Genomic DNA, 24,219 nt, shown 5'->3' with positions numbered 1-24,219 from the left:
GCAGTGTCGTTAGGTTGGGGAGCGTGATTGTAATTGCCGGAGCAAGCGGTCGACCCATTGCTCGTCGGAAAACCTGGGGCTGACCTGTACAGACCACAAACGGGCGTCGGTGGTGGGCAGACATTTGACGGCGTCTTTGTCGGTCACCAGTATAAGCGCAGTGTCGAGCTTGTCAAAAGGCGGGTTGTGGTAGGTGTCGTGGTCCGGCAGGGCAAGGGTGACGTCAAGTGTGACGCCCAGGCGGCGCAGCATGCCAAAAAAGCGCTCGGGCTGGCCGATGGCGGCGACGGCGCCGATACGCGCTGTGGCAAACCGCTGGCGCCAGCGTGCCCAGGGGATCACTTCGCCGGTTTGCAAATGGGTACACGACACCGGCTGCAGTTGCATGCGTAATTGCGGCACATGCGCAGGCATACCGGGCACGGGCTTATGACGATGAGGGTTGGTGACCGCCTCGCGGGTGTCGGCGGCGGTGGCGTTGGTGATGATCAGATCGACCGTGTTTAGCCGGCTGCGTGGCTCGCGCAGGGGCCCGGCGGGCAACAGGCGGCCATTGCCCAGGCCGCGCGCATCTTGCACGACGACTTCGATGTCGCGCGCAAGGGCAAGGTGCTGAAGGCCGTCGTCAGAAATGACGACGTCTGTTTCGGGCCACTGGCGCAGCAAGGTGTTCAGGGCAAGTGCCCGTTTGGGGTGCACGGCGACGGGTACGCCCGTGGCCGACGCGATCAGGCTGGGCTCGTCGCCAAAAAGGGCTGGGTCGAGCGGGGCAAGACCCGCCCGCGCTTCGGCGCCGGCAGGTTGGGCGCCATAGCCCCGACTGATGACACCGGGTCGCCGGCCCAGCGCTTGCAAGCCTTTGACCAGAGCAATTACGACCGGGGTTTTGCCTGTGCCGCCAACAACCAGATTGCCCACCACAATCACCGGCACCTGTGCCGGGCGGGCCGGTGGCTGCTTTTGCCAGCGTTTACGTTTAAGCACGACAAACAGCCACACCAGCCACGACAACGGCAGCAGCAGGGTGCTGATCAGGCCAGGGGTTTGCCAGATGTCGTGGACGCGCCCGACCAGGCGTTGGCGAAAACTCACAGCGTACCTTCTTGGGCGTGACGCATCTCAGGGCCCTTGCGTCGCAAAACTGACCTGGCGGATGCCGGCCAGGCGGGCCGCTTCCATGACACGGATGACGGCCTGATGAGGGGCCAGGGCATCGGCGTTGATGAGCAACAGCGGGTCGGTTTGCGCGGCCGTGGCTTTTTGCAAGCTGGCGACCAAGTCCTGCACATTGGTGCCCTCGAGCAGGTCTGTACCCAGCGCAACCATGCCGTCCTGGCTGATGGCGATGACCAGCGGGTCGGCGGTGATGGGTTCGGCTGCAGCTTGAGGCAGGTTGATGTTCAGTTGCTGAAGCCGATGAAACGACGTGGTGGCGGCCAGGAAGATAAGAATGACCAGCAGGATGTCGATGAGCGGGATCAGGTTGATTTCGGGCTCATCGTGAGCCAGGCGTTGGCGGAAGTTCATTCGCCATCACCTTTTTTTCGGTCTTGCTGCAAAATGCGGTCGAGGGTGGCGGCCTGGTGCTCGATGATGTGCAAAAAGTGTTCGACCCGGCTTTTAAAGTACCGGTGGAATATCAGTGCCGGAACGGCGATGATGATGCCGAAGCCCGTGTTGTAAAGGGCAACCGAGATGCCGCGCGCCAGTTGTGCAGGGTCTCCGCCGGCAGGGGTATAAGACGCAAAAATCTCGATCATCCCGACGACGGTACCGAACAGCCCCAGTAAAGGTGAAACAACCGATACCGTGGCCAGGCTGGGTACATAACGGTTAAGGCGGTAGGCGACATCCTTGCCAACGTCTTCAATGGCGGCTACGCGGTAGGCGGTGTCATGGTGCCGTACGGCAATGACTTCGGCAAATACACGGCCCAGGGGAGAACTTCCGGCAAGTTTTTCAAGGGCGGCGCCGGAAGGTGCTGTTTGCCGCATCAGGTCGGTGACGCGATCAAGCAAGTGGGCGGGGGCAATGTTTTTTGAACGCAGGGCGAGGAAACGTTCGATGACCAGGGCCAGCCCGATAACTGACGTTGCGATAAGCAACCAGATTGGCCAACCAGCGTCATGAATGATTTGCAGCAAAACAGGTCTCCGGATAGGTGTCGGGGCGCATTGGGCACCCGCCTAGAACGCCGACAGCGGCGTCGGGTTCGGGCAATAGTTGCGACTTTGCGGGCCATTTTACGATTGATTATGCAACCCGCAAACCGGGGTTGTCCGAACATCGCAAGTACCTTGGGTTTTGAGCAGGAGGGCGCTTTTAAAAGGCCGAATTACGGCGTTTTTATGTGCTAAATGGCGTAAATAAAGGCTTACCGAAAGGTATCCACAGAATCTGTGGATAATTATGTGCAAAACTGTCGCGAAGCCATTGTTTTACGGGCGCTCAAGGTTCGTTGATCAATTTGAGCCCATTTTTTATAACTGAAAATACTAAAATAAAATCAATAGCTTATGTTTTTTTGTTAATGTTTTGGAGTAACAGGTGGCCTGATTTGCTTGATCTGGCGTCAATTTGACAAAGTAAAAAAAACTGTGGACAGCTTGGCCCCGGGAAAGCCCGAAAACAGGCCTTAAACAGGGTTTTCCCTGTGGCGGCAGGGGCTTATCGGTACGCGGCCCGGCCGAACGGCCCATAGCGTCAAAAATTTTGCGGGGTTTGGGTATACTGGCGGCCCATATCAAGGCAGCATCTCTACCCAGGATCTATGGCGACAGACCCTTTCTTTTCCACCGACTTGCCCGCCGCCGGCGCCGACACGGTACTGAGCGTGGCGCAACTGAACCGGCAAGTCGGTAATTTGCTTGAGGGTAATTTTTCGCGCATCTGGGTGCGGGGTGAAGTGTCAAATTTCACGCAGGCGGCCTCCGGACACTGGTATTTCACCATCAAAGACGAACGCGCTTCCGTGCGCGCCGTCATGTTTCGTGGTCGGGCGCAGGCTGTTTCATTTGTACCGAAGGCGGGCGAACGGTTCGAGTTCCGGGCCACGGTCACCCTTTACGAGCCCCGGGGCGACTATCAACTCCAGGTCGAAACGCTGCGTCGCGCCGGGCAAGGCGATTTGCACGAAGCCTTTTTACGCCTGAAAGAAAAGCTGGCGGCCGAGGGGCTCTTTGATCCGTCGCGTAAACGTATCCTGGCGACAATGCCCCGCGCTGTGGGCGTGATTACGTCGCTGGCGGCCGCAGCACTACGCGATGTCGTCACGGCGATGGCGCGTCGTGCCCCGCACGTGCCGGTCATTGTCTACCCGGCGCCTGTTCAGGGTGAAGGCGCGGCCGCTCAGCTGTTGCAGGCCTTGCACGTGGCCATCGATCGCAACGAGGTCGACACCTTGTTGCTGGTGCGGGGCGGAGGCAGCCTTGAAGATCTCTGGAGTTTCAATGATGAAGCGCTGGCCAGGGCGGTTGCCGCGAGCCCTATCCCGGTCATTTGCGGCGTTGGACACGAAACCGATTTCACCATTTGTGATTTTGTCGCCGACTTAAGGGCGCCCACGCCCACCGCAGCGGCCGAATTGTCCTGCGTTGACCGCCTGGCCTGTCTGGATCAGGTCTCCGATCTGCTCGTCGCGCTGGCACGCCAGCAACGCCGCATACTCGAGCGTGCTTCGCTTCGCCTTGACAGGGCCATGGCGCAACTGGTTTCACCTCAGCAAAGGCTGGCGCAACAGCGTCGGCAGGTTGGCGCTTTGCAGCAGCAGCTCTGGCGGGCGGTGTGCCGGCATCACGAACTTGAAGGCGCCCGCCTGAATTTGTTAAAAACACGGTTGGGTTCGGCACTGCCGCCGGTTGCCCGGCGACGCCGCGAGCTCGACGCGCTTCAGCGGCGCATGCTGGCTGCCGGGTCTCGCCAGTTGCGTGCGCCACAGGCACGGCTCGATGCCGCGGCCCTGACTTTGCAGGCGCTCAGCCCCCGAAAAATTCTTGCCCGTGGCTACGCGTTGGTGCGCGACCCGCGTGGGGAGCTGGTTAAAAATGCGTTAGACTTGTCGGCAGGAGACCGGCTGACCCTGGAGCTGAGCCAGGGTAGCGCCGACGTCGAAGTTTTGAAAACGACCGGTTTGCTGTAGCGACGCCTTGTCTGGCCGCCTGCTAACCGGTTTTGCATTTGTCATTGTTGCCCAACGGCTTTTTGGCCAAGGGTTCTTTTTATAAGGATATCGAAAATGGCTTTTACGCTTCCTGAACTGCCTTACGCAATGGATGCCCTGGCACCCACCATTTCCAAAGAAACCCTCGAATTCCACTATGGCAAGCATCACCAGGCCTACGTCACCAACCTGAACAACCTGGTTGCCGGCACCGAATTCGAATCGGCTTCGCTCGAAGACATCGTCAAAAAATCGTCGGGTGGTGTATTTAACAACGCAGCCCAGGTCTGGAACCACACCTTCTACTGGAACAGCATGTCGCCCAATGGCGGCGGCGAGCCCACCGGCAAGCTGGCTGAGGCCATCAATGCCAAGTGGGGCAGTGTTGCTGCATTCAAAGAGGCTTTCAACAAGTCGGCTGCAGGCAACTTTGGTTCGGGCTGGACATGGCTGGTTAAGAAGGCCGACGGTTCGCTCGACATCGTCAACACCAGCAACGCCGCTACACCGCTCACTACGTCCGACGTCGCACTGCTGACCTGTGACGTCTGGGAGCACGCCTACTACATCGATTACCGCAACGCCCGTCCCAAGTACCTCGAAAGCTTCTGGAACCTGGTGAACTGGGATTTTGCCGCTAAAAATCTGGGTTAACATCCCGCGCATCATTTTGTTTTCAACCAGATCCCTGCGGCGCGATGCGTTGCAGGGGTTTGTCTTTAAAGCCTTTAGGTTTCCATCATGACAACACACGCTTTCATTTGCGATGCAATTCGCACTCCGTTTGGCCGTTATGGCGGCGCGCTGTCCTCGGTTCGCACCGACGACCTGGCTGCCATCCCCATCAAGGCGCTCATGGAGCGCAACCCCAATGTCGATTGGTCGCGCGTAGATGACGTAGTGTTCGGGTGCGCCAACCAGGCTGGCGAAGACAACCGCAACGTGGCCCGTATGGCTTCGTTGCTGGCCGGTTTGCCTCACACGGTGCCAGGCTCCACCATTAATCGTCTGTGTGGTTCAAGCCTCGATTCCCTGGGTACTGCTGCCCGTGCCATTCGTTCGGGCGATGTCAGCCTCATGATCGCCGGCGGCGTCGAAAGCATGAGTCGTGCACCCTTCGTCATGGGCAAGGCCGAAACCGCTTTTTCGCGCAGCGCGTCTATTTACGACACCACCATCGGCTGGCGTTTCGTCAACAAGCTGATGAAAGCGCAGTACGGCGTTGATTCCATGCCCGAAACCGCAGAAAACGTCGCCGACCAGTTCAATGTATCGCGCGAAGATCAAGACCTGTTCGCGCTGGCCAGTCAAACCAAGTGTGCCCAGGCGCAAAAGAACGGTATTTTCAAAGACGAAATTACTGCCGTCACCATTCCCCAGCGCAAGGGCGACCCGGTAGTGGTTGACACCGACGAGCACCCGCGCGAAACCACCCTCGAGGCCTTGGCGCGTCTGAAGCCGGTTGTGCGCCCCGATGGCACGGTAACCGCCGGCAACGCTTCGGGTGTCAACGACGGCGCGTGTGCACTTATCGTAGCCTCCGAAGAAGCCACCCGCGCCAACGGCCTTACACCACGCGCCCGTATTGTGGCCATGGCCGCCGCCGGTGTCGAGCCGCGCATCATGGGTATCGGGCCTGCACCTGCGTCCGAAAAAGTACTGAAGCTGGCCGGCCTGACCATCGACCAGATCGACGTCATCGAGCTGAACGAAGCGTTTGCGGCGCAAGGCCTGGCCACGTTGCGCTTGCTGGGTGTTGCCGACAACGACCCGCGTGTTAACCCATACGGTGGTGCGATTGCCTTGGGTCACCCCTTGGGCGCCAGCGGCGCGCGCATGGCGACCACAGCCACCTACCATTTGCATCGCACTGGCGGCCGTTACGCGCTTTGCACCATGTGCATTGGCGTCGGCCAGGGTATTGCCGTCATTCTCGAGCGCGTTTAACTGAAAAGTGCAGTCTGCCCTGGGGTTCTGGTGGGCTGCATTAATTTTCAGGTACGGCTGCAGTCAAAAGGTGGGTCCGCAAGGGCCCACTTTTTTGTGCATTATCAGGTCCAATCGCCGGGATATTTCGTGACGCTTTACGCGGGTAATGTCCTGAATGGCTTCAGGCTCAGTCGGGCAAGCCCGACAGCTTGTCTCCGGTGCCGATCTGGTTTTGACGAAACCAGCCTTGTGCCATTTCGAGGGCGTAGGCGATGTCGTCGGGCGGGCAGTGCGCTGTTTCGTCGAACGGCTGCATGTCGGTAATCCGTGTAATGACGCCCTTGCCGTCAATAAATGCAATAGACAAGGGCAACGGCGTATTTTTCATCCAGAAGCATTGGAAGGCCGGCGGGTTGAATACAAAAAGCATGCCATGGTTGTGCGGCAAGGCGGGCCGGTGCATTAGCCCTTTATTGCGCGCTTCGGGGGTGGCGGCGACCTCGGCTGTGATGCCGATGCTTTTGACCGAAAGCTCGCGCACCGGTAGCAGTGTTTGCGCCTGCGCGACCCAGCCTGACAGCGCCAGCATCAGGCCCAATGTGGTGTGACGTAACAACATGGTGTGTGGTCCGGCAAATAAAAACGGGGCACGCAGCCCCGAATGAAGTGGTGTTCTTGAGTATTATTATTCTTGTATTTCGACTTCTTGTTAAGGTGTCAAGAGGCAGCCGTGATATTAAGCGCCTGTTTTCCCTTGGGACCTTGCGCAATTTCAAATGCTACTTTCTGGCCTTCTTTGAGGGTCTTGAAACCGTTCATCTGGATGGACGAAAAATGTGCGAAAAGATCTTCGCCCCCATTGTCGGGTGTAATAAAACCAAACCCCTTGGCATCGTTGAACCATTTTACGGTCCCCGTGAGCTTTTGGGTGTCCCCTGTTGCGGTGGTGCTAGATTCGGACATACGTACTGCCTCTCTCGACTATAGTGTTGGGTTGAAACCAGGCTAGCCGTTTTTGCGGTAGCCTGTCGGTTCCGGCTGAAGCCCGGTCCCCCCGACCTTTTCCGGAACACGTCGATAATGCTTAATGTTGCTTGATATAGTCAACTATGGAAATTACTTAGTCGTCCATGAATAATTCCCGTAACCCGCATAAACACTGAAGATTGGGGCAAATTCCGATACCCAGAGCTCCCGGTTTGTTGTTCAATATTGGCTGTTTTCTGGGAGTTCGATTGTGATGTTTGCCTGCCCTGCCACCGATGATTTTTTCCGTGCTCGTATTGATCAAATGATTGACCTGCGTCATCCGTTGGCAGTGTTGTCCTCCCGCATGCCGTGGCAAGAGCTTGAGGCCAGGGTCGCGCATTTGTTCGTTCGTAAAGCCCATGAGGGTGTTGCAATGCCAGACTTGGATTTGTTTGGTGAGAAGCCGCAACGCCAGGCTTCGCGCAGCAATGCCGGTCGCCCACGTGTGCCGCTGCGGATCATGATTTCGCTGCTGTATCTGAAGCATGCGTTCAACGAATCGGATGAGGGCGTGGTTGAGCGTTGGGGTGAAACCCCAACATGGCAGTTCTTTGCGGGTCAGGCTTATTTTGAACATCATCGTCCTTGCGACGCCACCACGCTGGTCAAGTTTCGCAAGTTATTGGGCGAAGAAGGGGTTGAAGAACTGCTGGCGCAAACGATCAATGTGGCCGTCGAACTTAAGCTGATCAAGCCCCAGGAACTGAGCCGGGTGATTGTGGACAGCACCGTGCAGGAGAAGGCGATTGCGCATCCAACGGACAGCCGCTTGCTGGAGACGGCACGCGGCAAACTGGTGGAGGCCGCCAAAGCGGCGGGCATTTCGCTCAAGCAAACCTTTGCCAAGGAAGGTGCACAATTGAGTCGCCAGGCCGGGCGTTATGCCCATGCCCGCCAGTTCAAACGCATGCGCCGCGCCATTAAACGTCAACGAACCATTGTGGGCCGCCTGTCGCGCGAAGTGGACCGTAAAGCCAACGTACTGGGTCAGTCCGTACGTTCTGCGCTGGATGAGGTTTTCAACAAGGCACAGCGCATCGCCGCTCAGAGCGCCCAGCGCAAGGGCCCCAAGGGTCAACCCAAGCTGTATGCCTGGCACGCCCCGGAAGTGGACTGCATCAGCAAGGGCAAAGCGCGTCGACCCTATGAATTCGGTGTCAAGGTCGGAATTGCCAGCACGTTCAAAAGCAATTTGATCGTAGGCGCGCGGGCATTTCACCGTAATCCGTACGATGGGCATACGCTCAATGAGCAGTTGGAACAGGCGACGATTCTGATGCAAGACAGTGTGCAAGAAGCCCCGAGCACAGTCTTTGTGGACCTGGGTTACCGGGGCGTGGATGCCGATAATCCGCAGGTGCGCATTGTGCATCGGGGCAAGCTCAAACGGCTGACGGCGCTGGAACGACAGCAGCTCAAACGCCGGCAAGCCATTGAACCGATCATCGGCCATTTAAAAACGGATCACCGCATGGATCGGTGCCCTCTGAAAGGCGAAGAAGGCGACCGGTTGCATGCGGTGTTGTGTGCTGCGGGTTACAACCTCAAATGGTTGCTGCGCATGATCGCCAAGAAGGGAGTACCCTTCTTGCATGCTCTATTTTTACGCCTGAAAAAAGGTGGTCTTCAGAGCGCGCTTCTGCCGGTATTGGCTTGGTTGGGAAGTGCTGACCGGTTAAGCCGTCGTCGCAGTGCCTGGCAAAGACCGTTGTTGGCGGCATAATGTGGCGTTTTGAGCAGCCGTTTTTGGCCAAAATGAATAAATCAGGCCCGACTACTTAGATTTGAAATGAATCATGGCAATTAATACCGATATTCAGCGCGATACCGTGCTGGATCGCCAAAAAGAGCAGCTTAAACCGCCACCCATGTATCAGGTGGTGTTGCTTAATGACGATTACACCCCCATGGAGTTCGTGGTTGCGGTCTTGCAGCGGGTGTTTGGCAAAAACGAAGATGAAGCGTCGCGTATCATGTTGAAAGTGCACCACGAAGGCAGGGGGGTGTGTGGCGTGTATACACGCGATATTGCGGCAACGCGGGTCGAGATGGTCAAGCAGTTGGCTCGAGCGCGGCAGCATCCGTTGCAGTGCATTATGGAACCCGCGCCCGAAGCGTAAGGCGCGACAACTAAACTTTTTTGATGTAATCGGGTCACACCCAATGTACTCGCAGCATAATGGGTGATACCTTAGGACAAATGGATTTTTAAACGTCCTTGAATGATGTTTGTCCGCTTCGGTAACGGGAGGAAGCGTGATCTCTGAAGAACTTGAAGTCAGCCTGCATTTGGCCTTTGTCGAGGCTCGTACAGCCCGACACGAATTTATAACCGTCGAGCACTTGCTGTTGTCGTTGCTCGACAACGCCGCTGCGCTCGAAGTCTTGCGCGCCTGCTCGGCGGACATCGACACCTTGCGCACCGAACTGCGTAAATTCATTACCGACAACACGCCGGTGTTTCCCGGCGAGGGCGAGGTCGACACTCAGCCTACGCTGGGGTTTCAGCGCGTCATTCAGCGTGCCATCATGCACGTGTCGTCGGCCAGCTCGGGTAAAAACACGGTTACCGGCGCCAACGTGCTGGTGGCCATGTACGGTGAAAAAGACTCGCACGCGGTGCATTTCCTGCTGCAGCAGGGGGTAACGCGCCTCGACGTCGTCAACTTTTTGTCGCACGGCATTACCAAAACTCCCGAGCCTCCTCGCGCCGAGCCGCCCAAAGCGTCGGCACCGTCGTCGTCTGGCGGTTCCCCCGACGACAACAAGTCCGACCAGCAAAAATCGCCGCTCGAACTCTACGCGCTCGATCTCAATGCCGAAGCCCGTCAGGGCCGCATCGATCCGCTCATTGGCCGCGAATCCGAAGTCGAACGAGTCATCCAGGTGTTGTGCCGCCGTCGCAAAAACAACCCATTGCTGGTGGGCGAAGCGGGGGTAGGTAAAACGGCTATTGCCGAAGGCCTCGCTTGGCGCATTACGCAAAACGATGTCCCGGAAATTCTGGCCGACGCCGAGGTTTACGCCCTCGATATGGGCGCGTTGCTGGCCGGCACCAAATACCGTGGCGACTTCGAACAACGTCTCAAGGCCGTTCTCAAATCCCTTCAAGACAACGCCAACGCGGTATTGTTCATCGACGAAATCCACACGCTTATTGGTGCGGGTTCGGCGTCCGGCGGTACGCTCGACGCCTCCAACCTGCTCAAGCCGGCGTTGTCGTCCGGCAAGCTCAAGTGCATGGGGGCAACCACTTACAACGAATACCGCGGTATTTTCGAAAAAGACCATGCTTTGTCGCGTCGCTTCCAGAAAATCGACGTGGCCGAACCCACCGTGTCACAAACCATCCAGATCTTGCGCGGTCTCAAGTCGCACTTCGAGGCCCATCACGGGGTGCGTTATTCGTCTGCAGCGTTAACGGCTGCGGCCGAATTGTCATCGCGCCATATCAACGATCGGTTCCTGCCCGATAAAGCCATCGACGTCATCGACGAAGCGGGCGCCGCCCAGCGCTTGCTGCCCAAGTCACGTCAAAAGAAAACCATCGGCAAGGCCGAAATCGAAGCCACCGTGGCCAAAATCGCCCGTATTCCGCCGCAAAACGTGTCGTCCGACGACCGCAACAAGCTGGCCACGCTGGAACGCGACCTTAAAACGGTGGTGTTTGGCCAAGACGCGGCCATCGAGGCGTTGGCGGCGTCCATCAAAATGGCGCGCTCCGGCCTGGGGCGCCCCGACAAGCCCATTGGGTCTTTCCTGTTTTCGGGCCCTACAGGGGTTGGCAAAACCGAAGTTGCCCGCCAGCTTGCGTTTACCCTGGGTGTCGAGCTCTTGCGTTTCGATATGTCCGAGTACATGGAACGTCATGCGGTGTCGCGGCTTATTGGCGCGCCACCCGGTTATGTCGGGTTTGACCAGGGGGGCCTGCTGACCGAGGCCGTCAGCAAGCAGCCGCATTGCGTGCTGCTGCTCGACGAAATTGAAAAGGCTCACCCCGATGTCTACAACATTTTGCTGCAGGTGATGGACCACGGCACACTTACCGACAACAACGGGCGCAAGGCCGACTTCCGTAACGTCATTATCATCATGACCACCAACGCCGGCGCCGAAATGCTCAACCGTAATACCATTGGTTTTGCGGCAGCGCCCAAAACCGGCGACGAAATGGCCGACATCAAGCGCATGTTCACGCCCGAGTTCCGTAATCGCCTCGATGCCATCATCGGGTTTACACCACTTACCCGAGACATCATCTTGCGGGTGGTCGACAAGTTCCTCATGCAGCTCGAAGACCAGCTCCACGAAAAACGCGTCGAAGTCGTGTTCACCCAGGCCTTGCGCGACTACCTGGCCAAAGAAGGGTTCGACCCGCTTATGGGCGCACGGCCCATGCAGCGGCTCATACAAGACACCATCCGCCGGGCATTGGCCGACGAGCTCTTGTTCGGTCGTCTTACCGACGGTGGTAATGTCACGGTCGATCTCTCCGACGAAGGCAAAGTGGTGCTGTCCTTCGACGAGAACACTGCGGTGGCCAAACCACCACCGAAGGTGTCGGAAGCCGAACTTATCGACTAATGGGTCCGTCCCTGGTTGTGTGTCCCCACTGCGCCCGGCTTCATCAGCGCGTTTTGCTGAAGCCGGGCGCAGTGGCGTCTTGCGTCCGTTGCGGCTACGAGCTCTACCGTCATTCAAGGCTTTCATTGCCGTCGTGGCTGGCCCTTACGTGGGGTGCGCTGGCGGTCTTTTGCCTGGCCAATTATTTCCCTGTGGCGTATTTGTCCATGCAGGGGTTGTCGCTCAGTGCGTCTTTGCCTGCGGCGCTTTACATCACCTGGCAGCAAGGGGCGTGGTTCGTGGCCATTACCGCGGCGTTATTCACGTTTGCGTTCCCGCTGGGGCAAATTTTATTCGCCATGTGGGCGCTGCAGTGTCTGCGGCGTCGCCGCCTGCCGCACGACTTCCAGTATGGTTTGCGTGTCTTGCAAGGTTTGTCGCACTGGAGCATGGTGCCGGTGCTGTTGCTGGGTATTGTGGTGGCCATGGTCAAGCTGGCCGATATGGCCGTGCTTCGCCTGGGAGAAGGGTTGTGGGCTTTTGGGCTGCTGAGTGTCTTGCTGACGATACTTAGCCGTTTGTCGGCGTCGCGCTTGTGGCGCATGGCTGAAGACGCAGGCCTGGTACTGCGGTCGGGGCAAGACACCGACCTGACCACGCCGGTGGCCGGTTGCACGGCGTGCGGGTTTGTACAAAACATGCCGGCTTCGGGTATTTGTCGTTGCGTCCGCTGCAACGCCAGGTTTCATTTTCGTAAACCCCGGGCAGGGCATCGGGTCTGGGCCTTGCTGGTCACAGCCAGCATTCTTTACATTCCGGCCAACGTCTGGCCGGTCATGACGTTGCGCCTGCCCACCGGGTCATCGTCGCATACCATTTTAGGCGGCGTGATCGAACTCTGGGGGTACGGGTCGTGGGACCTTGCCCTTATTGTGTTCATTGCCAGTGTGGTTGTTCCGCTTAGCAAGTTATTGGCCTTAAGCATTCTTATGCTGGGGCGCCATTGGCGTGGCGACCGGGTGCAACGCCAGCGCACCCGTATGTACGAACTCGTCGAATTCGTTGGGCAATGGTCCATGCTCGACGTGTTTGTGGTGTTGTTGCTGTCAGCCATGGTCGATTTCCCCGGCATGTCCCAAGTGCGTGCCGAACCCGGCGCCGCCTTTTTCGGTATGGTGGTGATCCTGACGATGTTCGCCGCAATGAGTTACGATCCGCGCAAAGGGTGGGATGCCGCCGACCCGCAACCTGCGGGACAACGGCCTGTGGTGTATTAAGGAGTGTCATGTCAGAAGTCGAGTCTTCCCGTTCGAAGTCTTCCAGTGCCGATGTCGTGGCCGATCCGTTCATCACCGAGCGCGCCGGCACACGTTTTTCCTGGATCTGGCTTGTCCCGCTGGTGGCTGCAATTGTCGGGTTGTCGTTTATTGTCCGTACCTGGATCAATACCGGGCCCACCATCACTATCGCCTTCGAGTCTGCCGAGGGTCTGGAGATTGGGCAAACGAAGGTGCGCTACAAAGATGTGGTGGTCGGGCTGGTGACCGATATCAAAGTGGCCAACGATCGCTCGAAAGTTATGGTAATGGCTCAGCTCGATCGCGATGCGTCGCATTATCTGGCGCGCGAGGGCGCGCGGTACTGGGTGGTCAAACCCCGGTTGTCGCTGGGCAGTGTCTCTGGGTTGGGTACGCTGCTTTCGGGGGCGTATATCAGCGCCGACGTCAGCCCCGAGACTGTCGATAACCCGTCGGTAACCTACGCGTTTACCGGGCTCGAGAAGCCACCTGCGGTGACCAACGACCGCTCGGGCACACGGTTTACGTTACGCGCCACCGAACTGAACTCGCTCGAGATCGGCTCGCCTGTTTATTATCGTCAAATTCCGGTGGGCCGCGTCATTGATTACGCGCTCGATGCTGAAGGTTCCAGCGTCGATATCCAGGTCTTTATCGACGCGCCCAATGATCGTTTCGTGACGTCAGACGCGCGGTTCTGGAACATCAGCGGTATCAATGTGTCGTTGTCGACCACAGGGGTAAATGTGCAAACGGGGTCGCTGGCGTCGGTCATTTCAGGAGGTATTTCGTTTGCCTCGGCCAACCCGGCCAACGAAATACCTGCACAGGCCGACGCAGTGTATGACCTTTACCGCACCCAAGCCGAAGCCATGGCCGAGCCCGACGGGCCGCCATTTCGGGTCGATCTGGTCTTTAATCAGTCGGTACGGGGCCTGAAAGTAGGCGCACCCGTTGAGTTCAGGGGAATGGAGCTGGGTAAGGTCTACGACATCGATCTTGAGTTCGATACCGAGTCCAAGCGTTTTCATGTGCTGGTAAAAACCAACTTGTACCCGCGACGGTTTGGCAATGCCTACGACAGCCTGATGAAGCTCGAGTCTGCCGCCCAGCACCCGGGCCGGCTGTTGCTGGGCCCGATGGTTGCGCACGGGTTGCGCGCGCAGCTGCAGGCGGCCAGTTTGCTGACCGGGCAGCAGTTCGTGGCGCTCGAGTTCTTCCCCGATGCCGATCCGGTAGATTTCGACCCGAATCGTAATCCGTTGGTTTTGCCCACCATCGCCGGTAACTTCGATCGCCTTCAAGAGCAAATCAGCGCCATTGTGAACAAGCTGAATGCCGTACCTTTCGAGGGCATCGGCAACGACTTGCGCGACAGCCTGAAGTCCATGAATACCATGCTCAAAGAGATTAATACCAAGGTTGCGCCGCAAGCCGCAGCCGCGCTTAAAGCGGCCCAAAAATCGCTCGAAAGTGTCGATTCGCTGCTTTCAACCGATTCGCCCACGGGCAACAACCTCGATCGTACGCTGCGCGAGTTAAGCGGTGCGGCGCGTTCGTTGCGAAATCTGGGCGATTATCTGCAGGCGCATCCCAATGCCATTATTACGGGACGTGCGTCCGATCGTCTGCCCGAATGACAGGAGCCGTGGTGAGTTTTATGTTTAATGCACTTAAAAATGGTTTGCGCGGGGCACTGGGCCTGTCGGCAGTTGCCCTGGTCGGGTGCGCTGCACCCAATAGTCAGTATTACAGCCTTCAAAGCCCGGCAAGCGCACCGCCCGCCGCCGTCACGCAAATTGCCGACGCTATCAGCGTGCAGGCGGTTAATGTGCCGGTTCAGGTCGATCGGCCGCAGTTGGTGGTTAGCCGCGCGGGGGCCGCACAAGTTAGCTTGTTAAACGATTCCTTGTGGGCCGCGCCTCTGGGCGACGAAATCCGTCAGGCGCTTGCCGGCCACCTGAGCCGGCAGTTGGGCGTCCCCGACCTTGATCGCATCAGTGCCCCGGCTGGCCTGCCTGTCTGGACAATCCGCCTGACCGTACATCAGTTTGATTCAATATACGACACGCAGGCCAAACTTGACGCCAGTTGGCGCTTGGGGGCGATTAATGCGGGCAGTCGTGCCCAAGGTTTGCCATTCGTGTGCCGTGCCACCGCCATTGCCCCGGCGGGCAGTGGTGTCGACGCCCTGGTACAGGCGCATCAGCAGGCGCTGGCTGCGGTGTCGGGCTTGATAGCGGCACAACTGCGGCAGTTGCGTGAGGGGCGGCCTGCGCAGCAGGCCAAGGCGCCCGATTGGGCAGCGCCCCTGCTTACCCTGCAGGGCTGCACTGCCGCTTAAGTATTTTCAGGCTCAGGCGCGTCCGGTACTGCCAAAGCCGCCGGCGCCGCGCGTGCTGTCTTCGAAGCTGTCGACAATATCAAACTCGACCTGCTGCACAGGCACGAAAACCAGCTGGGCCAGGCGCTCCATGGGTTCGAGCGTAAATGCCGTCTGGCCGCGGTTCCAGGCTGACACCATTAACGGCCCCTGGTAGTCGGAGTCGATGAGCCCTACCAGGTTGCCCAGCACAATACCGTGTTTGTGGCCCAGGCCCGATCGCGGCAATATGACGGCAGCGTAGGACGGGTCGGCGATATGAATGGACAACCCTGTAGGAATGAGCTGCGTCTGGCCGGGTTCCAGCACAACGGCCTGGTCAATGCAGGCGCGCAAGTCGAGCCCTGCCGAGCCTGCAGTGGCGTACGTCGGCAGGTTGTCTTTCATCCGAGGGTCGAGAACTTTCAGGGCGATTTTTTTCATTATTTAAACGTCTTCACTGATTTGGCGTGATTTCCGTTTGCGCATCAGGGCCAGCGCAATCCAGACCGCGATAACCACCGACAACACAAAGCTGATGATAAGACCGGCATTTGTGCCGTTTGAGCCCAAGGCACCGATGCTGCGACCCGTAAGGTAGCCCGGGACCAACATGACAGGAATCCAGATCATGGCCGATAGCACATTGGCCACCTGGAAGCGCCAGTGACGCATTTTCATGACGCCCGCAACGGTGGGCAAAATGGCGCGCAGCGGGCCAAGGAATCGGCCCGCAAAAATCGACAGCATGCCGTAGCGATAAAAAAAGTAGCGTGCCCGGGCAACCGCGCGTTTTTGCTGGTTAAGTGGCCAGCGATGAATAATGCGCGGGCCCAGCAGCCGGCCAATATAGTACGAGATGGCATCACCAATGATGGCGCCGAGGACACCCCAGAAAATAACCGGGCCGGCATCGAGGGTGCCGTTGCCGACCAGGCCACCGACAACCAGCATGACGGCTGTCGCCGGAATAGCGATGCCGACGATAAGTAGCGACTCGCCCATGGCCAGCAGGCCAAGAATGACGGCTGCCCATTCCTGGTTGGCGTTAATGAACTGCGTAATTTCTTGTACGAGCTGTTCCATGAAAAACCTTGATGATGCCGGTTAGCGTGTGTGAGGTTAGCGCGCCGCAGCGGGTGGGTGCTGAGGGCTGCGGTGGGCAATAGCTTGTATGAGCTTGCGGGCGGCATCTGTTTTGGGCAGCCGGGGTAGCGGGTGGACGCCAGCATCATCAAACAAAATAAATGTCGTGGTGTCAGCGTCCATAGACTCTTGTGCCAGGTTGCCTACCAGTAGCGGTATGCCCTTGCGCCGGCGCTTTGCGGCAGCGTACTCGTGCAGGTTCTCGGTTTCGGCGGCAAAGCCAACGCACCACGGCCTGTTTGGCATTTGGGCAACATCGGCCAGAATGTCGGGGTTGGGCGCAAACTTTAGCGCAGGCGGCCCTGACACCGCCTGACCTTCTATTTTTTTAAGTTTGTGGTCGCTGGCGTTGGCAACGTGCCAGTCGGCGACTGCCGCGACGGCAATGAAAATGTCGGCCGCAGCAGCATGCGCCATGACGGCATCGTGCATTTGGCGCGCGCTTTCGACATTGATACGTTGTACGCCGTGCGGTGTGTTCAGTGCGGTCGGGCCCGATACCAGCGTGACGGCTGCACCGGCTTCGCGCGCCGCCCGGGCAATGGCGTAACCTGTTTTGCCGGATGACCGGTTGCTGATCACCCGTACCGGGTCAATGCGTTCGGTGGTGGGCCCCGCGGTGATCAACACCCGTCGGCCGGCAAGCACTTTGGGCTGAAAAAACGCAATCAGTTCGGCCAGCAATTCGTGGGGTTCGAGCATACGGCCATCGCCAACTTCGCCACAGGCCTGGTCGCCCGAGCCGGGGCCCAGAATAACGACGCCGTCGGCAGCAAGCTGGCGGATATTGCGCTGGGTGGCGGGGTGTTCCCACATTTCGCGGTTCATGGCGGGCGCCACCAGCAGGGGGCAGCCGCCACGCGCCAGGCAAAGCGTTGTCAACAGGTCGTCGGCCAACCCATTGGCCAGTTTGGCGATCAGGTCGGCGCTGGCCGGGGCAATCAGAACAGCATCGGCGTCGCGTGTCAGGTTGATATGCGCCATGCTGTTCGGGATGCGGGTGTCCCAGGCGCTGGTGTATACGGGGCGCCCCGACAAGGCCTGAAAGGTTGTGGGGGTAATGAAATGGGTAGCGGCGTCGGTCATGACGACATCGGCAACCCCGCCCTGGTCTTGCAGCCGTCGAAGCAGTTCGGCCGATTTATAGCAGGCTATCCCGCCGCTTAAGCCCAGTACGATGCGTTTGTTGTCGAGGTCGCCCATGGCAATGGTAGAAATTAGAGGGTTGGCGGGTTTGATCGGCGCCGGGCCCCTTAGTGCCCGGTGTTGGCGACATTTTCTTGTTTGGCCTGACGACGTTGGCGCACAACACGCAAGATTTCGTCAAGAATCAGCAAGATGGCGCCGCAGGTAATGGCGATATCGGCAATATTAAATGCCGGGAAATGCCATTGTTGCCAGTAAAACAACAGAAAATCAATCACATGGCCATGTTGAAGGCGGTCGATCAGGTTGCCGATGGCCCCGCCCAGAATGCCCATGAGCGCCGCGCAGAAAAGACGTTGCCCGGGGCTTTTCCAGAGCAGATGCAAAATTAAACCGGTGGCCAGCAGGGCGATGCCGCTGAATAGCCAGCGTTGCCAGCCTTCGCCCTCGGCCAGGAAGCTGAAGGCAGCGCCCGGGTTATACAGCAGGGTGAAGTCAAAGAAAGGCAGCACCGGCCAGCGCTCACCATACGACAGCGACGTATCGAAGTAAATTTTGGTCAACTGGTCGGCCAGCACAATGAGTGCCGCCCCCAGCAGCCAACCCGCAAACCCCAGGCGCGCGTTACGCATGTTCGCGCGACTCGCCGTCGTTGAACAGGTTGTCGACGCAGCGCCCGCAAATGGCAGGGTGATCGGCATTGGCGCCGACATCGGCCCGATGGTGCCAGCAGCGGTCGCACTTGGCATGACCGCTGGCATTGACCGCTATGGCCAGCTCGGCCCCGGGTTTAACCGTTGCGCGCGACACAATCAGCACAAAGCGCAGATCGTCGCCCAACGATTGCAGCAGGTCGACATCGGCGCCCGTTGCAGTGATGTCGACTTCGGCCGCCAATGAAGAACCAATGTCGCCGGCGGTACGTACGACTTCAATCTGGCGCATGACTTCGGCGCGAATTTCGCGCAGTCGGGCCCATTTGGCTGACAGCGCATCGGTATCGGCCTGGACGGGTACGTTATGGTAAAGCTGCGTAAAGATGGTACCGACGTCCTGGCCGTGATGCAGGTCTTTCCAGGCCTCTTCGGCAGTAAACGACAGTATGGGCGCCATTAGGCGCAGCAGGGCGTGGGTAATGTGATACAGCGCGGTTTGCGCCGAACGACGGGCCAGGCTGTTGGCGCCTGTGGTGTACAACCGGTCTTTAAGCACGTCGAGATAGAACGCACCCAGGTCTTCGGAACAGAAAATTTGCAGTCGCGACACAGCGGGGTGGAATTCGTAGCGACGGTAGCAGGCCAGCACCTCGTCTTGCATGCGTGCTGTCATGGCCAGCGCGTAGCGATCGATTTCGAACAAGGCTCCGGGTGCGACACCATGTTCGGTCAGGTTGAAATCTTCAATATTGCCCAGCAAGAATTTAAGCGTGTTGCGGATACGGCGATAGCTTTCGACCACGCGCTTCAGGATTTCGTCTGAAATGGACAGTTCGCCGGAGTAATCGGTCGATGCCGTCCAGAGGCGCAAAATTTCGGCCCCCAGCGAATCGGATACCTTTTGCGGTGCAATGACGTTGCCCACCGACTTGCTCATTTTGCGGCCCTTGCCATCGACCACAAACCCGTGGGTCAGCAAGGCTTTGTAGGGGGGCTCGCCATACATCATGCAACTGGTCAGCAACGACGAATGGAACCAGCCCCGGTGCTGGTCGGAGCCTTCGAGGTACAGGTCGGCCGGCCAGCGCAAGGCATCAGCGTGCGAACCTTTGACCGCATGATCGCGACCACCCAGTACCGTAGCGTGGGTGGTGCCCGAATCGAACCACACGTCTAGCGTATCGCGGTTTTTTTCGTAAAGCGGTGCTTCGTCACCCAGCAGTTCGGCCGGTTCGAGCGTTTGCCAGGCTTCGATGCCGTGTTGTTCTACCCGTTGCGCAATCTGCTCAAGCAGCTCGGGGGTGCGTGGGTGGAGTTCGCCCGTTTCTTTGTGCACAAAAAACGCCATGGGAACGCCCCATTGACGCTGCCGCGACAAGGTCCAGTCGGGACGATTGGCAATCATGGCATGCAATCGGGCACGGCCCCAGGCGGGGTAAAACTGGGTGTTGTCGATGCCTTTGAGCGCCATCTCGCGCAGCGTGGGGCTGCCTTCCACCGCGCGATCCATACCGGCAAACCATTGGCTGGTCGCCCGGTAAATAACGGGTGTTTTATGGCGCCAGCAATGCATGTAGCTGTGCTTGAGCGGCGCTTGTTTAAGCAGGCTGCCTACGCTTTCAAGCGCTTTGATGATTTCGGGGTTGGCTTTCCAGATAAGCTGGCCGCCAAACAGGGGCAGGGTGCTGGCGTAGTGGCCGTCGCCCATGACCGGGTTGATGATGGCGTCGTCGTGCAGGCCGTGTGCTTTGCAGGACACGAAGTCGTCGACCCCGTAGGCCGGTGCGGCGTGCACAACACCGGTACCTGCATCAAGGCTGACGTAGTCGGCCGGATGAACCGGTGCGCAGCGCTGGTAGCCCGGGTCGGCGTCATATAAGGGGTGACGGAACTCGAGGCCGGCCAATGCCTGACCAGGCGCCTTGGCGATGATTTCGCCTTCGAGCCCCCATTCTTGCAAACAAGACTCGACCAGATCGGCGGCGATTAATAAATGGCCGCCGGTTGCGCGCGGCGTGGTCAGCTTGACCAGGGCGTAGGTAAGTTCCGGGCCGACGTTCAGGGCCTGGTTGGCCGGCAGTGTCCAGGGCGTGGTTGTCCAGATGACGATAGCGCCATCGACGGCGCCGGTCAGGCCAAACGCGGCGGCTACGGCGGCTGGGTCGTTAAAGCGGAAAGCCACATGAACGGCCGGGTCGGTGCGGTCGGCGTACTCGACTTCGGCTTCGGCCAGTGCCGACCCGCAGTCAAAGCACCAGTTAACGGGTTTGAGCCCGCGGAATACAAAGCCTTTTTCCATGATTTTGGCCAGCGCGCGCAGCTCGTCGGCTTCGTTGCTGTAGTTCATGGTGAGATAGGGGTTGTCCCACTCGGCCAGAACGCCCAGACGCTTGAAGTCGGCGCGCTGGCGTTCGATTTGCTCAAGGGCGTAGGCACGTGCTTTGGCCTGCACCTCGGCAACCGGCAAGTGCTTGCCGTATTTTTTCTCGATCTGGATTTCGATGGGCATGCCGTGGCAGTCCCAACCCGGGACATACTGTGCGTCAAAACCATCCATATTGCGGCTTTTGACGATGATGTCTTTTAAAACTTTGTTGACGGCGTGGCCAATGTGGATGTCGCCGTTGGCATAGGGCGGGCCGTCATGGAGAATGAATTTGGGACGCCCCTGGCTTGCCGCGCGGATGGCCGCGTAAATTTTATTTTCTTCCCATTCGGCAACCCATTTGGGTTCGCGCTTGGCCAAATCGCCGCGCATGGGGAAGGGGGTTTCGGGCAGGTTGAGGGTTTTTCTATAGTCCATGGAGCGCAAAATAATCGCGAGCGCGCTGCGCATCGTTGTCGATGGCGGCGGTCATTGTAGGTAAGTCGGGAAACGTTTCTTCGTCGCGCAGAAACTTGAGGAATTCGATGCGTGTGAGTTTACCGTATGCATCTACCCGGCAGTCGAGCAAGTGCACTTCGAGCAAGACGCGGCCGTTGTTGTCGACGGTCGGCCGCACACCCAGGCTGGCCACGCCGTTAAGGGGCTGTTCGGCCAAGCCGTGGGCACGGACGATATAAATGCCCGAGCGGGCGGCACACAGCTGCGGCACGTTGACGTTAAGCGTGGGGTAACCCAGCGTGCGCCCCAGTTTTTTGCCATGCACCACATGCCCGCTAATACGGTAGGGGTGGCCCAGCAGGTGCTCGGCCCGGGCCAGGTTACCCACCGCCAGTGCAGTACGGACTTCAGAGCTTGAAATGCGGTGACCGTGCTCGTCGACGACGTCGGTGACGATATCGACCTCGAAGCCGTACTCGCGACCGGCTTTGCGCAGCATGTCGAGGTCGCCCGTACGTTTGCGGCCAAAGCGGAAGTCTTCGCCCACGAGCAGCCAGCGCGTATTCAGGCCATCAACCAGGGTATAGCGGATGAAATCTTCGGCTGAAAGTTCGGCCAGCTTCTGGTTGAAACGCATTAAGGCCAGTTGCCGAATGTGCAGGCGTTGAATGCCCCAGACTTTATCGCGCAAACTGCTGATTTGTGTCGGCATCAGTTCGGGCCGATTGCCGGTGCGCGCAAAATATACCCGCGGGTGCGGGTAAAAGGTCATGACGGTCGGGGTCAGGTCGCGCTCTTGCGCGACGTGCGCCACCCGGGCCAATATGGTTTGATGGCCGCGGTGTACGCCGTCGAAATTGCCGATAGACACCGCGCTGGGGCTGTGGCTGTCGTGACGAGGCAATGATCGGTAGATTTTCAGGGCTGATTTCACAGACGACAGTTTACAATTTTATGTTGCATTGCTCAGGAATTCGATTTTGACCACGTTTGATACACCCCCCGCTTCTGGCCGCCCGCCGCGCCCCAGCCGTCTGGTCATCATGATTTCGGGCCGGGGCTCGAACATGCAGGCGCTTGTCGATGCTATTGCCAGCCGGGGGTTTGATGCCCAGGTGGTGGCTGTGGTGTCAGACAAACCCGAGGCGCCGGGCTTGCTTTGGGCGCAACGTCAGGGGCTCGAAACCCGGGTGCTCAAACCGGCCGGTTATCTTACCCGAGAAGCTTACGATCAGGCCCTGGCGGCATTGGTCGAGCGCTTCGACCCCGATTATGTGTTGCTGGCGGGCTTCATGCGGATACTTTCCGATGGCTTTGTGCAACAATTCGCGGGTCGGCTGGTGAACATCCATCCGTCGCTGCTGCCTGCGTTCCCGGGTCTGAAAACCCACGAACAGGCCATTGCCACCGGCGTGCAATGGCACGGGTGTACGGTTCACTTCGTCACCCCGGTGCTCGACGGTGGGCCCATTATTGCGCAGGCCGTTGTGCCTGTGCTGGCAGACGACACGCCAAATGTGCTGGCGCAGCGGGTTCTGGTTGCCGAGCACCGGCTGTATGCCGATGTTTTGGGCTGGCTGGCCGCCGGTCGGGTCCGCCTGTCATCACAAGGGCGTGTCATTGTCGACGCCGGTTCGCCCCGCGCTTATGTGCTGCCTGCGGGGCACGCACAATCTATACCGTAAATACTTGAAGGCTTGAAATGAATCAGAAGAAGACCACGCAGCGTCCCTATAACCTGGGCGCGGCGCGCGTCGAGCAGGTGCAGTCCGTATTGGGCGAAGTTCTGCAATGGGCGCATCCGGCCGATGCCGTTTTGTCGCGCTGGATGAGAGCGCACCCGAAACTGGGCGTGCGGGACCGCGGCGAGGTTGCTGATGCCGTATTCGATGTGTTGCGGCATTTGCGCCGGTACCGTCATTTTTCCGAAAGTGGCACAGGTCCGGCCGCGCGTCGTCTGGCTATTTTGGGGCTTTCGGCGGTCGTGACCGAAAAGCTTTTGGCCGAAGCCCTCAGCGAGCCCGAAAAGAACTGGTTGTCGCACGTGGGTAAAATCCCCGTGGCCCGGCTGCCACGTGCGATACGCGACAGCATGCCCGACTGGCTTGATGAACGTTTGTCGGCCTTGCCCAACGCCGACGCCCTTATCGCAGCCATGAATCAACCGGCGCCTCTCGATCTGCGCATCAATCCACTCAAGGCCGATCGGGACGAGATGCTGGCTGTCTTGCGCGACGGGCCGGCGGCAAAGTTCAACCCCGAGCCCACGCCGTATTCGCCCTGGGGTATTCGTCTTCAGGGCCGTCCGCCCGTCAATCGGTGGCCCATGTTCGAAAAGGGTGAAATCGAGGTGCAGGACGAGGGAAGCCAGTTGCTGGCGGCACTGGTCGCGCCCAAACGCGGTGAAATGATTATCGACTATTGCGCCGGTGCCGGCGGCAAGACGCTGCTGCTGGGCGCCCTGATGCGTTCCACAGGCCGCCTTTATGCTTTCGATGTGTCGGCCGCACGGCTGGCGCGTGCCAAGCCCCGTTTTGCACGCAGTGGTTTGTCCAACATTGTGCCGGTGGTCATTGCCGAAAACAATGACCAGCGCGTCAAGCGTTTGCGCGGCAAAGCGCATAGGGTGCTGGTCGATGCACCCTGCAGCGGCCTGGGAACCTTGCGTCGTAACCCCGACCTGAAATGGCGTCAGCACCCCGAATCACTGGGTGCCTTGCTGGCCTTGCAGGCCCGCATTTTGCGTCAGGCCGCCCAGTGTGTGATGCCGGGCGGGCGCCTGGTGTATGCCACCTGCAGTATTTTGCCCGAAGAGAACGAGCAGCAAGTTGAGGCATTTTTGGCGGAAAATCCCGAATTTACGCTGCTAGATGCCGGCAAAATCGTGGCTGATCGTTGTAAAAATCTAACGTTTGAAACCCCGATGCTGGCGTTGCGCCCCGACGTGCATGGCACCGACGGCTTCTTTGCCGCAGTACTAGAGCGGGTAAAACCGGCTTCAGCCAAGCCAGACGTTTGATTTGCCGCAAGAACTTAATTGCAATAGTACTGTCACACCACTTCCATCTACGCTACACTTTGACGGTTATCTTGTAAGGACTAAACAC

Annotated in this window: 22 protein-coding genes; 11 read left to right on the top strand and 11 right to left on the bottom strand. The window is 58.7% G+C overall.

The annotated features are described in order from the left end of the window. Positions 1–9 precede the first annotated feature (9 nt). Genes lpxK through GTU67_RS10020 form a run of 3 tightly spaced genes read right to left on the bottom strand, consistent with a single transcriptional unit; the run spans position 10 to position 2,144 of the window. Positions 10–1,092, bottom strand: coding sequence for a tetraacyldisaccharide 4'-kinase (lpxK, locus tag GTU67_RS10030; protein WP_185779937.1), 1,083 nt, complete (start codon positions 1,090–1,092; stop codon positions 10–12). 27 nt (positions 1,093–1,119) lie between these two features. Further along, positions 1,120–1,527, bottom strand: a complete 408-nt coding sequence (locus tag GTU67_RS10025) for an ExbD/TolR family protein (protein ID WP_185779936.1) — start codon at positions 1,525–1,527, stop codon at positions 1,120–1,122. Next, a complete protein-coding gene (locus GTU67_RS10020; protein ID WP_185779935.1) occupies positions 1,524–2,144 on the bottom strand; it encodes a MotA/TolQ/ExbB proton channel family protein in 621 nt (206 codons plus the stop codon). The genes GTU67_RS10025 and GTU67_RS10020 overlap by 4 nt, the downstream gene beginning before the upstream one ends. Before the next feature lie 626 nt (positions 2,145–2,770). On the opposite strand from GTU67_RS10020, the gene xseA reads away from it, so the two are divergent. The 3 genes from xseA to pcaF all read left to right on the top strand — a co-directional run bounded on the left by xseA (position 2,771) and on the right by pcaF (position 6,106). Beyond that, a complete protein-coding gene (xseA, locus tag GTU67_RS10015) occupies positions 2,771–4,138 on the top strand; it encodes an exodeoxyribonuclease VII large subunit (protein ID WP_185779934.1) in 1,368 nt (455 codons plus the stop codon). A gap of 96 nt (positions 4,139–4,234) precedes the next feature. Next, entirely contained in the window at positions 4,235–4,813 is a 579-nt protein-coding gene (gene sodB, locus GTU67_RS10010) for a superoxide dismutase [Fe] (RefSeq protein ID WP_185779933.1), read from the top strand. 87 nt (positions 4,814–4,900) lie between these two features. Further along, the gene (pcaF, locus tag GTU67_RS10005; protein WP_185779932.1) at positions 4,901–6,106 is read left to right on the top strand and encodes a 3-oxoadipyl-CoA thiolase; all 1,206 of its coding nucleotides are present in this window, start codon (positions 4,901–4,903) and stop codon (positions 6,104–6,106) included. A gap of 169 nt (positions 6,107–6,275) precedes the next feature. Here the strand turns inward: pcaF and GTU67_RS10000 are convergent, their stop codons facing one another. Together GTU67_RS10000 and GTU67_RS09995 are read right to left on the bottom strand one after the other, a co-directional pair. Then, the gene (locus GTU67_RS10000; protein WP_185779931.1) at positions 6,276–6,707 is read right to left on the bottom strand and encodes a DUF192 domain-containing protein; all 432 of its coding nucleotides are present in this window, start codon (positions 6,705–6,707) and stop codon (positions 6,276–6,278) included. 98 nt (positions 6,708–6,805) lie between these two features. Next, a complete protein-coding gene (locus tag GTU67_RS09995) occupies positions 6,806–7,051 on the bottom strand; it encodes a cold-shock protein (RefSeq protein WP_093971257.1) in 246 nt (81 codons plus the stop codon). Positions 7,052–7,328: 277 nt separating this feature from the next. Here GTU67_RS09995 and GTU67_RS09990 point away from each other — a divergent pair, with 277 nt between their 5' ends. From GTU67_RS09990 to GTU67_RS09965, 6 genes are all read left to right on the top strand, one after another. Beyond that, positions 7,329–8,840 (top strand): IS5 family transposase, encoded by a 1,512-nt coding sequence (locus GTU67_RS09990; protein WP_249417682.1) that lies wholly within the window; start codon positions 7,329–7,331, stop codon positions 8,838–8,840. 73 nt (positions 8,841–8,913) lie between these two features. Beyond that, positions 8,914–9,237: an ATP-dependent Clp protease adapter ClpS gene (clpS, locus tag GTU67_RS09985; RefSeq protein ID WP_185779930.1), complete on the top strand. Its 324-nt coding sequence runs from the start codon at positions 8,914–8,916 to the stop codon at positions 9,235–9,237. A 136-nt stretch (positions 9,238–9,373) separates the two neighbouring features. Further along, a complete protein-coding gene (gene clpA, locus GTU67_RS09980; protein ID WP_185779929.1) occupies positions 9,374–11,701 on the top strand; it encodes an ATP-dependent Clp protease ATP-binding subunit ClpA in 2,328 nt (775 codons plus the stop codon). A 71-nt stretch (positions 11,702–11,772) separates the two neighbouring features. Further along, positions 11,773–12,957: a paraquat-inducible protein A gene (locus GTU67_RS09975; RefSeq protein ID WP_346727016.1), complete on the top strand. Its 1,185-nt coding sequence runs from the start codon at positions 11,773–11,775 to the stop codon at positions 12,955–12,957. Positions 12,958–12,965: 8 nt separating this feature from the next. Next, on the top strand, positions 12,966–14,618 hold the full coding sequence (locus tag GTU67_RS09970; protein WP_185779927.1) for a PqiB family protein: 1,653 nt from the start codon (positions 12,966–12,968) through the stop codon (positions 14,616–14,618). 20 nt (positions 14,619–14,638) lie between these two features. Then, positions 14,639–15,322, top strand: coding sequence for a PqiC family protein (locus GTU67_RS09965; protein WP_185779926.1), 684 nt, complete (start codon positions 14,639–14,641; stop codon positions 15,320–15,322). Positions 15,323–15,334: 12 nt separating this feature from the next. Here the strand turns inward: GTU67_RS09965 and dut are convergent, their stop codons facing one another. The 6 genes from dut to GTU67_RS09935 are packed head-to-tail and all read right to left on the bottom strand — an operon-like array spanning position 15,335 to position 22,046. After that, positions 15,335–15,784 (bottom strand): dUTP diphosphatase, encoded by a 450-nt coding sequence (dut, locus tag GTU67_RS09960; protein WP_185779925.1) that lies wholly within the window; start codon positions 15,782–15,784, stop codon positions 15,335–15,337. Between the two features lie 3 nt (positions 15,785–15,787). After that, positions 15,788–16,426: a DedA family protein gene (locus GTU67_RS09955; RefSeq protein ID WP_185779924.1), complete on the bottom strand. Its 639-nt coding sequence runs from the start codon at positions 16,424–16,426 to the stop codon at positions 15,788–15,790. A 36-nt stretch (positions 16,427–16,462) separates the two neighbouring features. After that, a complete protein-coding gene (gene coaBC / locus GTU67_RS09950) occupies positions 16,463–17,689 on the bottom strand; it encodes a bifunctional phosphopantothenoylcysteine decarboxylase/phosphopantothenate--cysteine ligase CoaBC (RefSeq protein ID WP_185779923.1) in 1,227 nt (408 codons plus the stop codon). A gap of 50 nt (positions 17,690–17,739) precedes the next feature. Next, positions 17,740–18,264 carry a signal peptidase II gene (gene lspA / locus GTU67_RS09945; protein ID WP_185779922.1) on the bottom strand — a complete coding sequence of 175 codons (525 nt, stop codon included), beginning with the start codon at positions 18,262–18,264 and terminating at the stop codon, positions 17,740–17,742. Further along, on the bottom strand, positions 18,257–21,091 hold the full coding sequence (gene ileS, locus GTU67_RS09940) for an isoleucine--tRNA ligase (RefSeq protein WP_185780024.1): 2,835 nt from the start codon (positions 21,089–21,091) through the stop codon (positions 18,257–18,259). The genes lspA and ileS overlap by 8 nt, the downstream gene beginning before the upstream one ends. Further along, the gene (locus GTU67_RS09935) at positions 21,081–22,046 is read right to left on the bottom strand and encodes a bifunctional riboflavin kinase/FAD synthetase (protein WP_185779921.1); all 966 of its coding nucleotides are present in this window, start codon (positions 22,044–22,046) and stop codon (positions 21,081–21,083) included. Before GTU67_RS09935 ends, ileS begins: the two co-directional genes overlap by 11 nt. 109 nt (positions 22,047–22,155) lie before the next feature. Here GTU67_RS09935 and purN point away from each other — a divergent pair, with 109 nt between their 5' ends. Both purN and GTU67_RS09925 read left to right on the top strand, forming a co-directional pair. Continuing rightward, on the top strand, positions 22,156–22,797 hold the full coding sequence (purN, locus tag GTU67_RS09930) for a phosphoribosylglycinamide formyltransferase (protein ID WP_185780023.1): 642 nt from the start codon (positions 22,156–22,158) through the stop codon (positions 22,795–22,797). Between the two features lie 17 nt (positions 22,798–22,814). Then, positions 22,815–24,131 (top strand): RsmB/NOP family class I SAM-dependent RNA methyltransferase, encoded by a 1,317-nt coding sequence (locus GTU67_RS09925; RefSeq protein WP_185779920.1) that lies wholly within the window; start codon positions 22,815–22,817, stop codon positions 24,129–24,131. Positions 24,132–24,219: the final 88 nt, after the last annotated feature.

Source organism: Pusillimonas minor (assembly GCF_014237865.1).
In the GTDB taxonomy this organism is placed as follows: Bacteria; Pseudomonadota; Gammaproteobacteria; order Burkholderiales; family Burkholderiaceae_B; genus Neopusillimonas; species Neopusillimonas minor.
The sequence above is the reverse complement of the archived record's forward strand: the minus strand, read 5'-3'. Positions and strand labels throughout refer to the sequence as shown.

Bases quoted from the DNA above. Each gene is read 5' to 3' on its own strand.
- GTU67_RS10025 (WP_185779936.1), bottom strand. From the start codon at position 1,527: ATGAACTTCCGCCAACGCCTGGCTCACGATGAGCCCGAAATCAACCTG.
- xseA (WP_185779934.1), top strand. From the start codon at position 2,771: ATGGCGACAGACCCTTTCTTTTCCACCGACTTGCCCGCCGCCGGCGCC.
- sodB (WP_185779933.1), top strand. From the start codon at position 4,235: ATGGCTTTTACGCTTCCTGAACTGCCTTACGCAATGGATGCCCTGGCA.
- pcaF (WP_185779932.1), top strand. From the start codon at position 4,901: ATGACAACACACGCTTTCATTTGCGATGCAATTCGCACTCCGTTTGGC.
- GTU67_RS10000 (WP_185779931.1), bottom strand. From the start codon at position 6,707: ATGTTGTTACGTCACACCACATTGGGCCTGATGCTGGCGCTGTCAGGC.
- GTU67_RS09995 (WP_093971257.1), bottom strand. From the start codon at position 7,051: ATGTCCGAATCTAGCACCACCGCAACAGGGGACACCCAAAAGCTCACG.
- GTU67_RS09990 (WP_249417682.1), top strand. From the start codon at position 7,329: ATGTTTGCCTGCCCTGCCACCGATGATTTTTTCCGTGCTCGTATTGAT.
- clpS (WP_185779930.1), top strand. From the start codon at position 8,914: ATGGCAATTAATACCGATATTCAGCGCGATACCGTGCTGGATCGCCAA.
- GTU67_RS09970 (WP_185779927.1), top strand. From the start codon at position 12,966: ATGTCAGAAGTCGAGTCTTCCCGTTCGAAGTCTTCCAGTGCCGATGTC.
- GTU67_RS09965 (WP_185779926.1), top strand. From the start codon at position 14,639: ATGTTTAATGCACTTAAAAATGGTTTGCGCGGGGCACTGGGCCTGTCG.
- dut (WP_185779925.1), bottom strand. From the start codon at position 15,784: ATGAAAAAAATCGCCCTGAAAGTTCTCGACCCTCGGATGAAAGACAAC.
- GTU67_RS09955 (WP_185779924.1), bottom strand. From the start codon at position 16,426: ATGGAACAGCTCGTACAAGAAATTACGCAGTTCATTAACGCCAACCAG.
- coaBC (WP_185779923.1), bottom strand. From the start codon at position 17,689: ATGGGCGACCTCGACAACAAACGCATCGTACTGGGCTTAAGCGGCGGG.
- lspA (WP_185779922.1), bottom strand. From the start codon at position 18,264: ATGCGTAACGCGCGCCTGGGGTTTGCGGGTTGGCTGCTGGGGGCGGCA.
- ileS (WP_185780024.1), bottom strand. From the start codon at position 21,091: ATGGACTATAGAAAAACCCTCAACCTGCCCGAAACCCCCTTCCCCATG.
- purN (WP_185780023.1), top strand. From the start codon at position 22,156: ATGATTTCGGGCCGGGGCTCGAACATGCAGGCGCTTGTCGATGCTATT.
- GTU67_RS09925 (WP_185779920.1), top strand. From the start codon at position 22,815: ATGAATCAGAAGAAGACCACGCAGCGTCCCTATAACCTGGGCGCGGCG.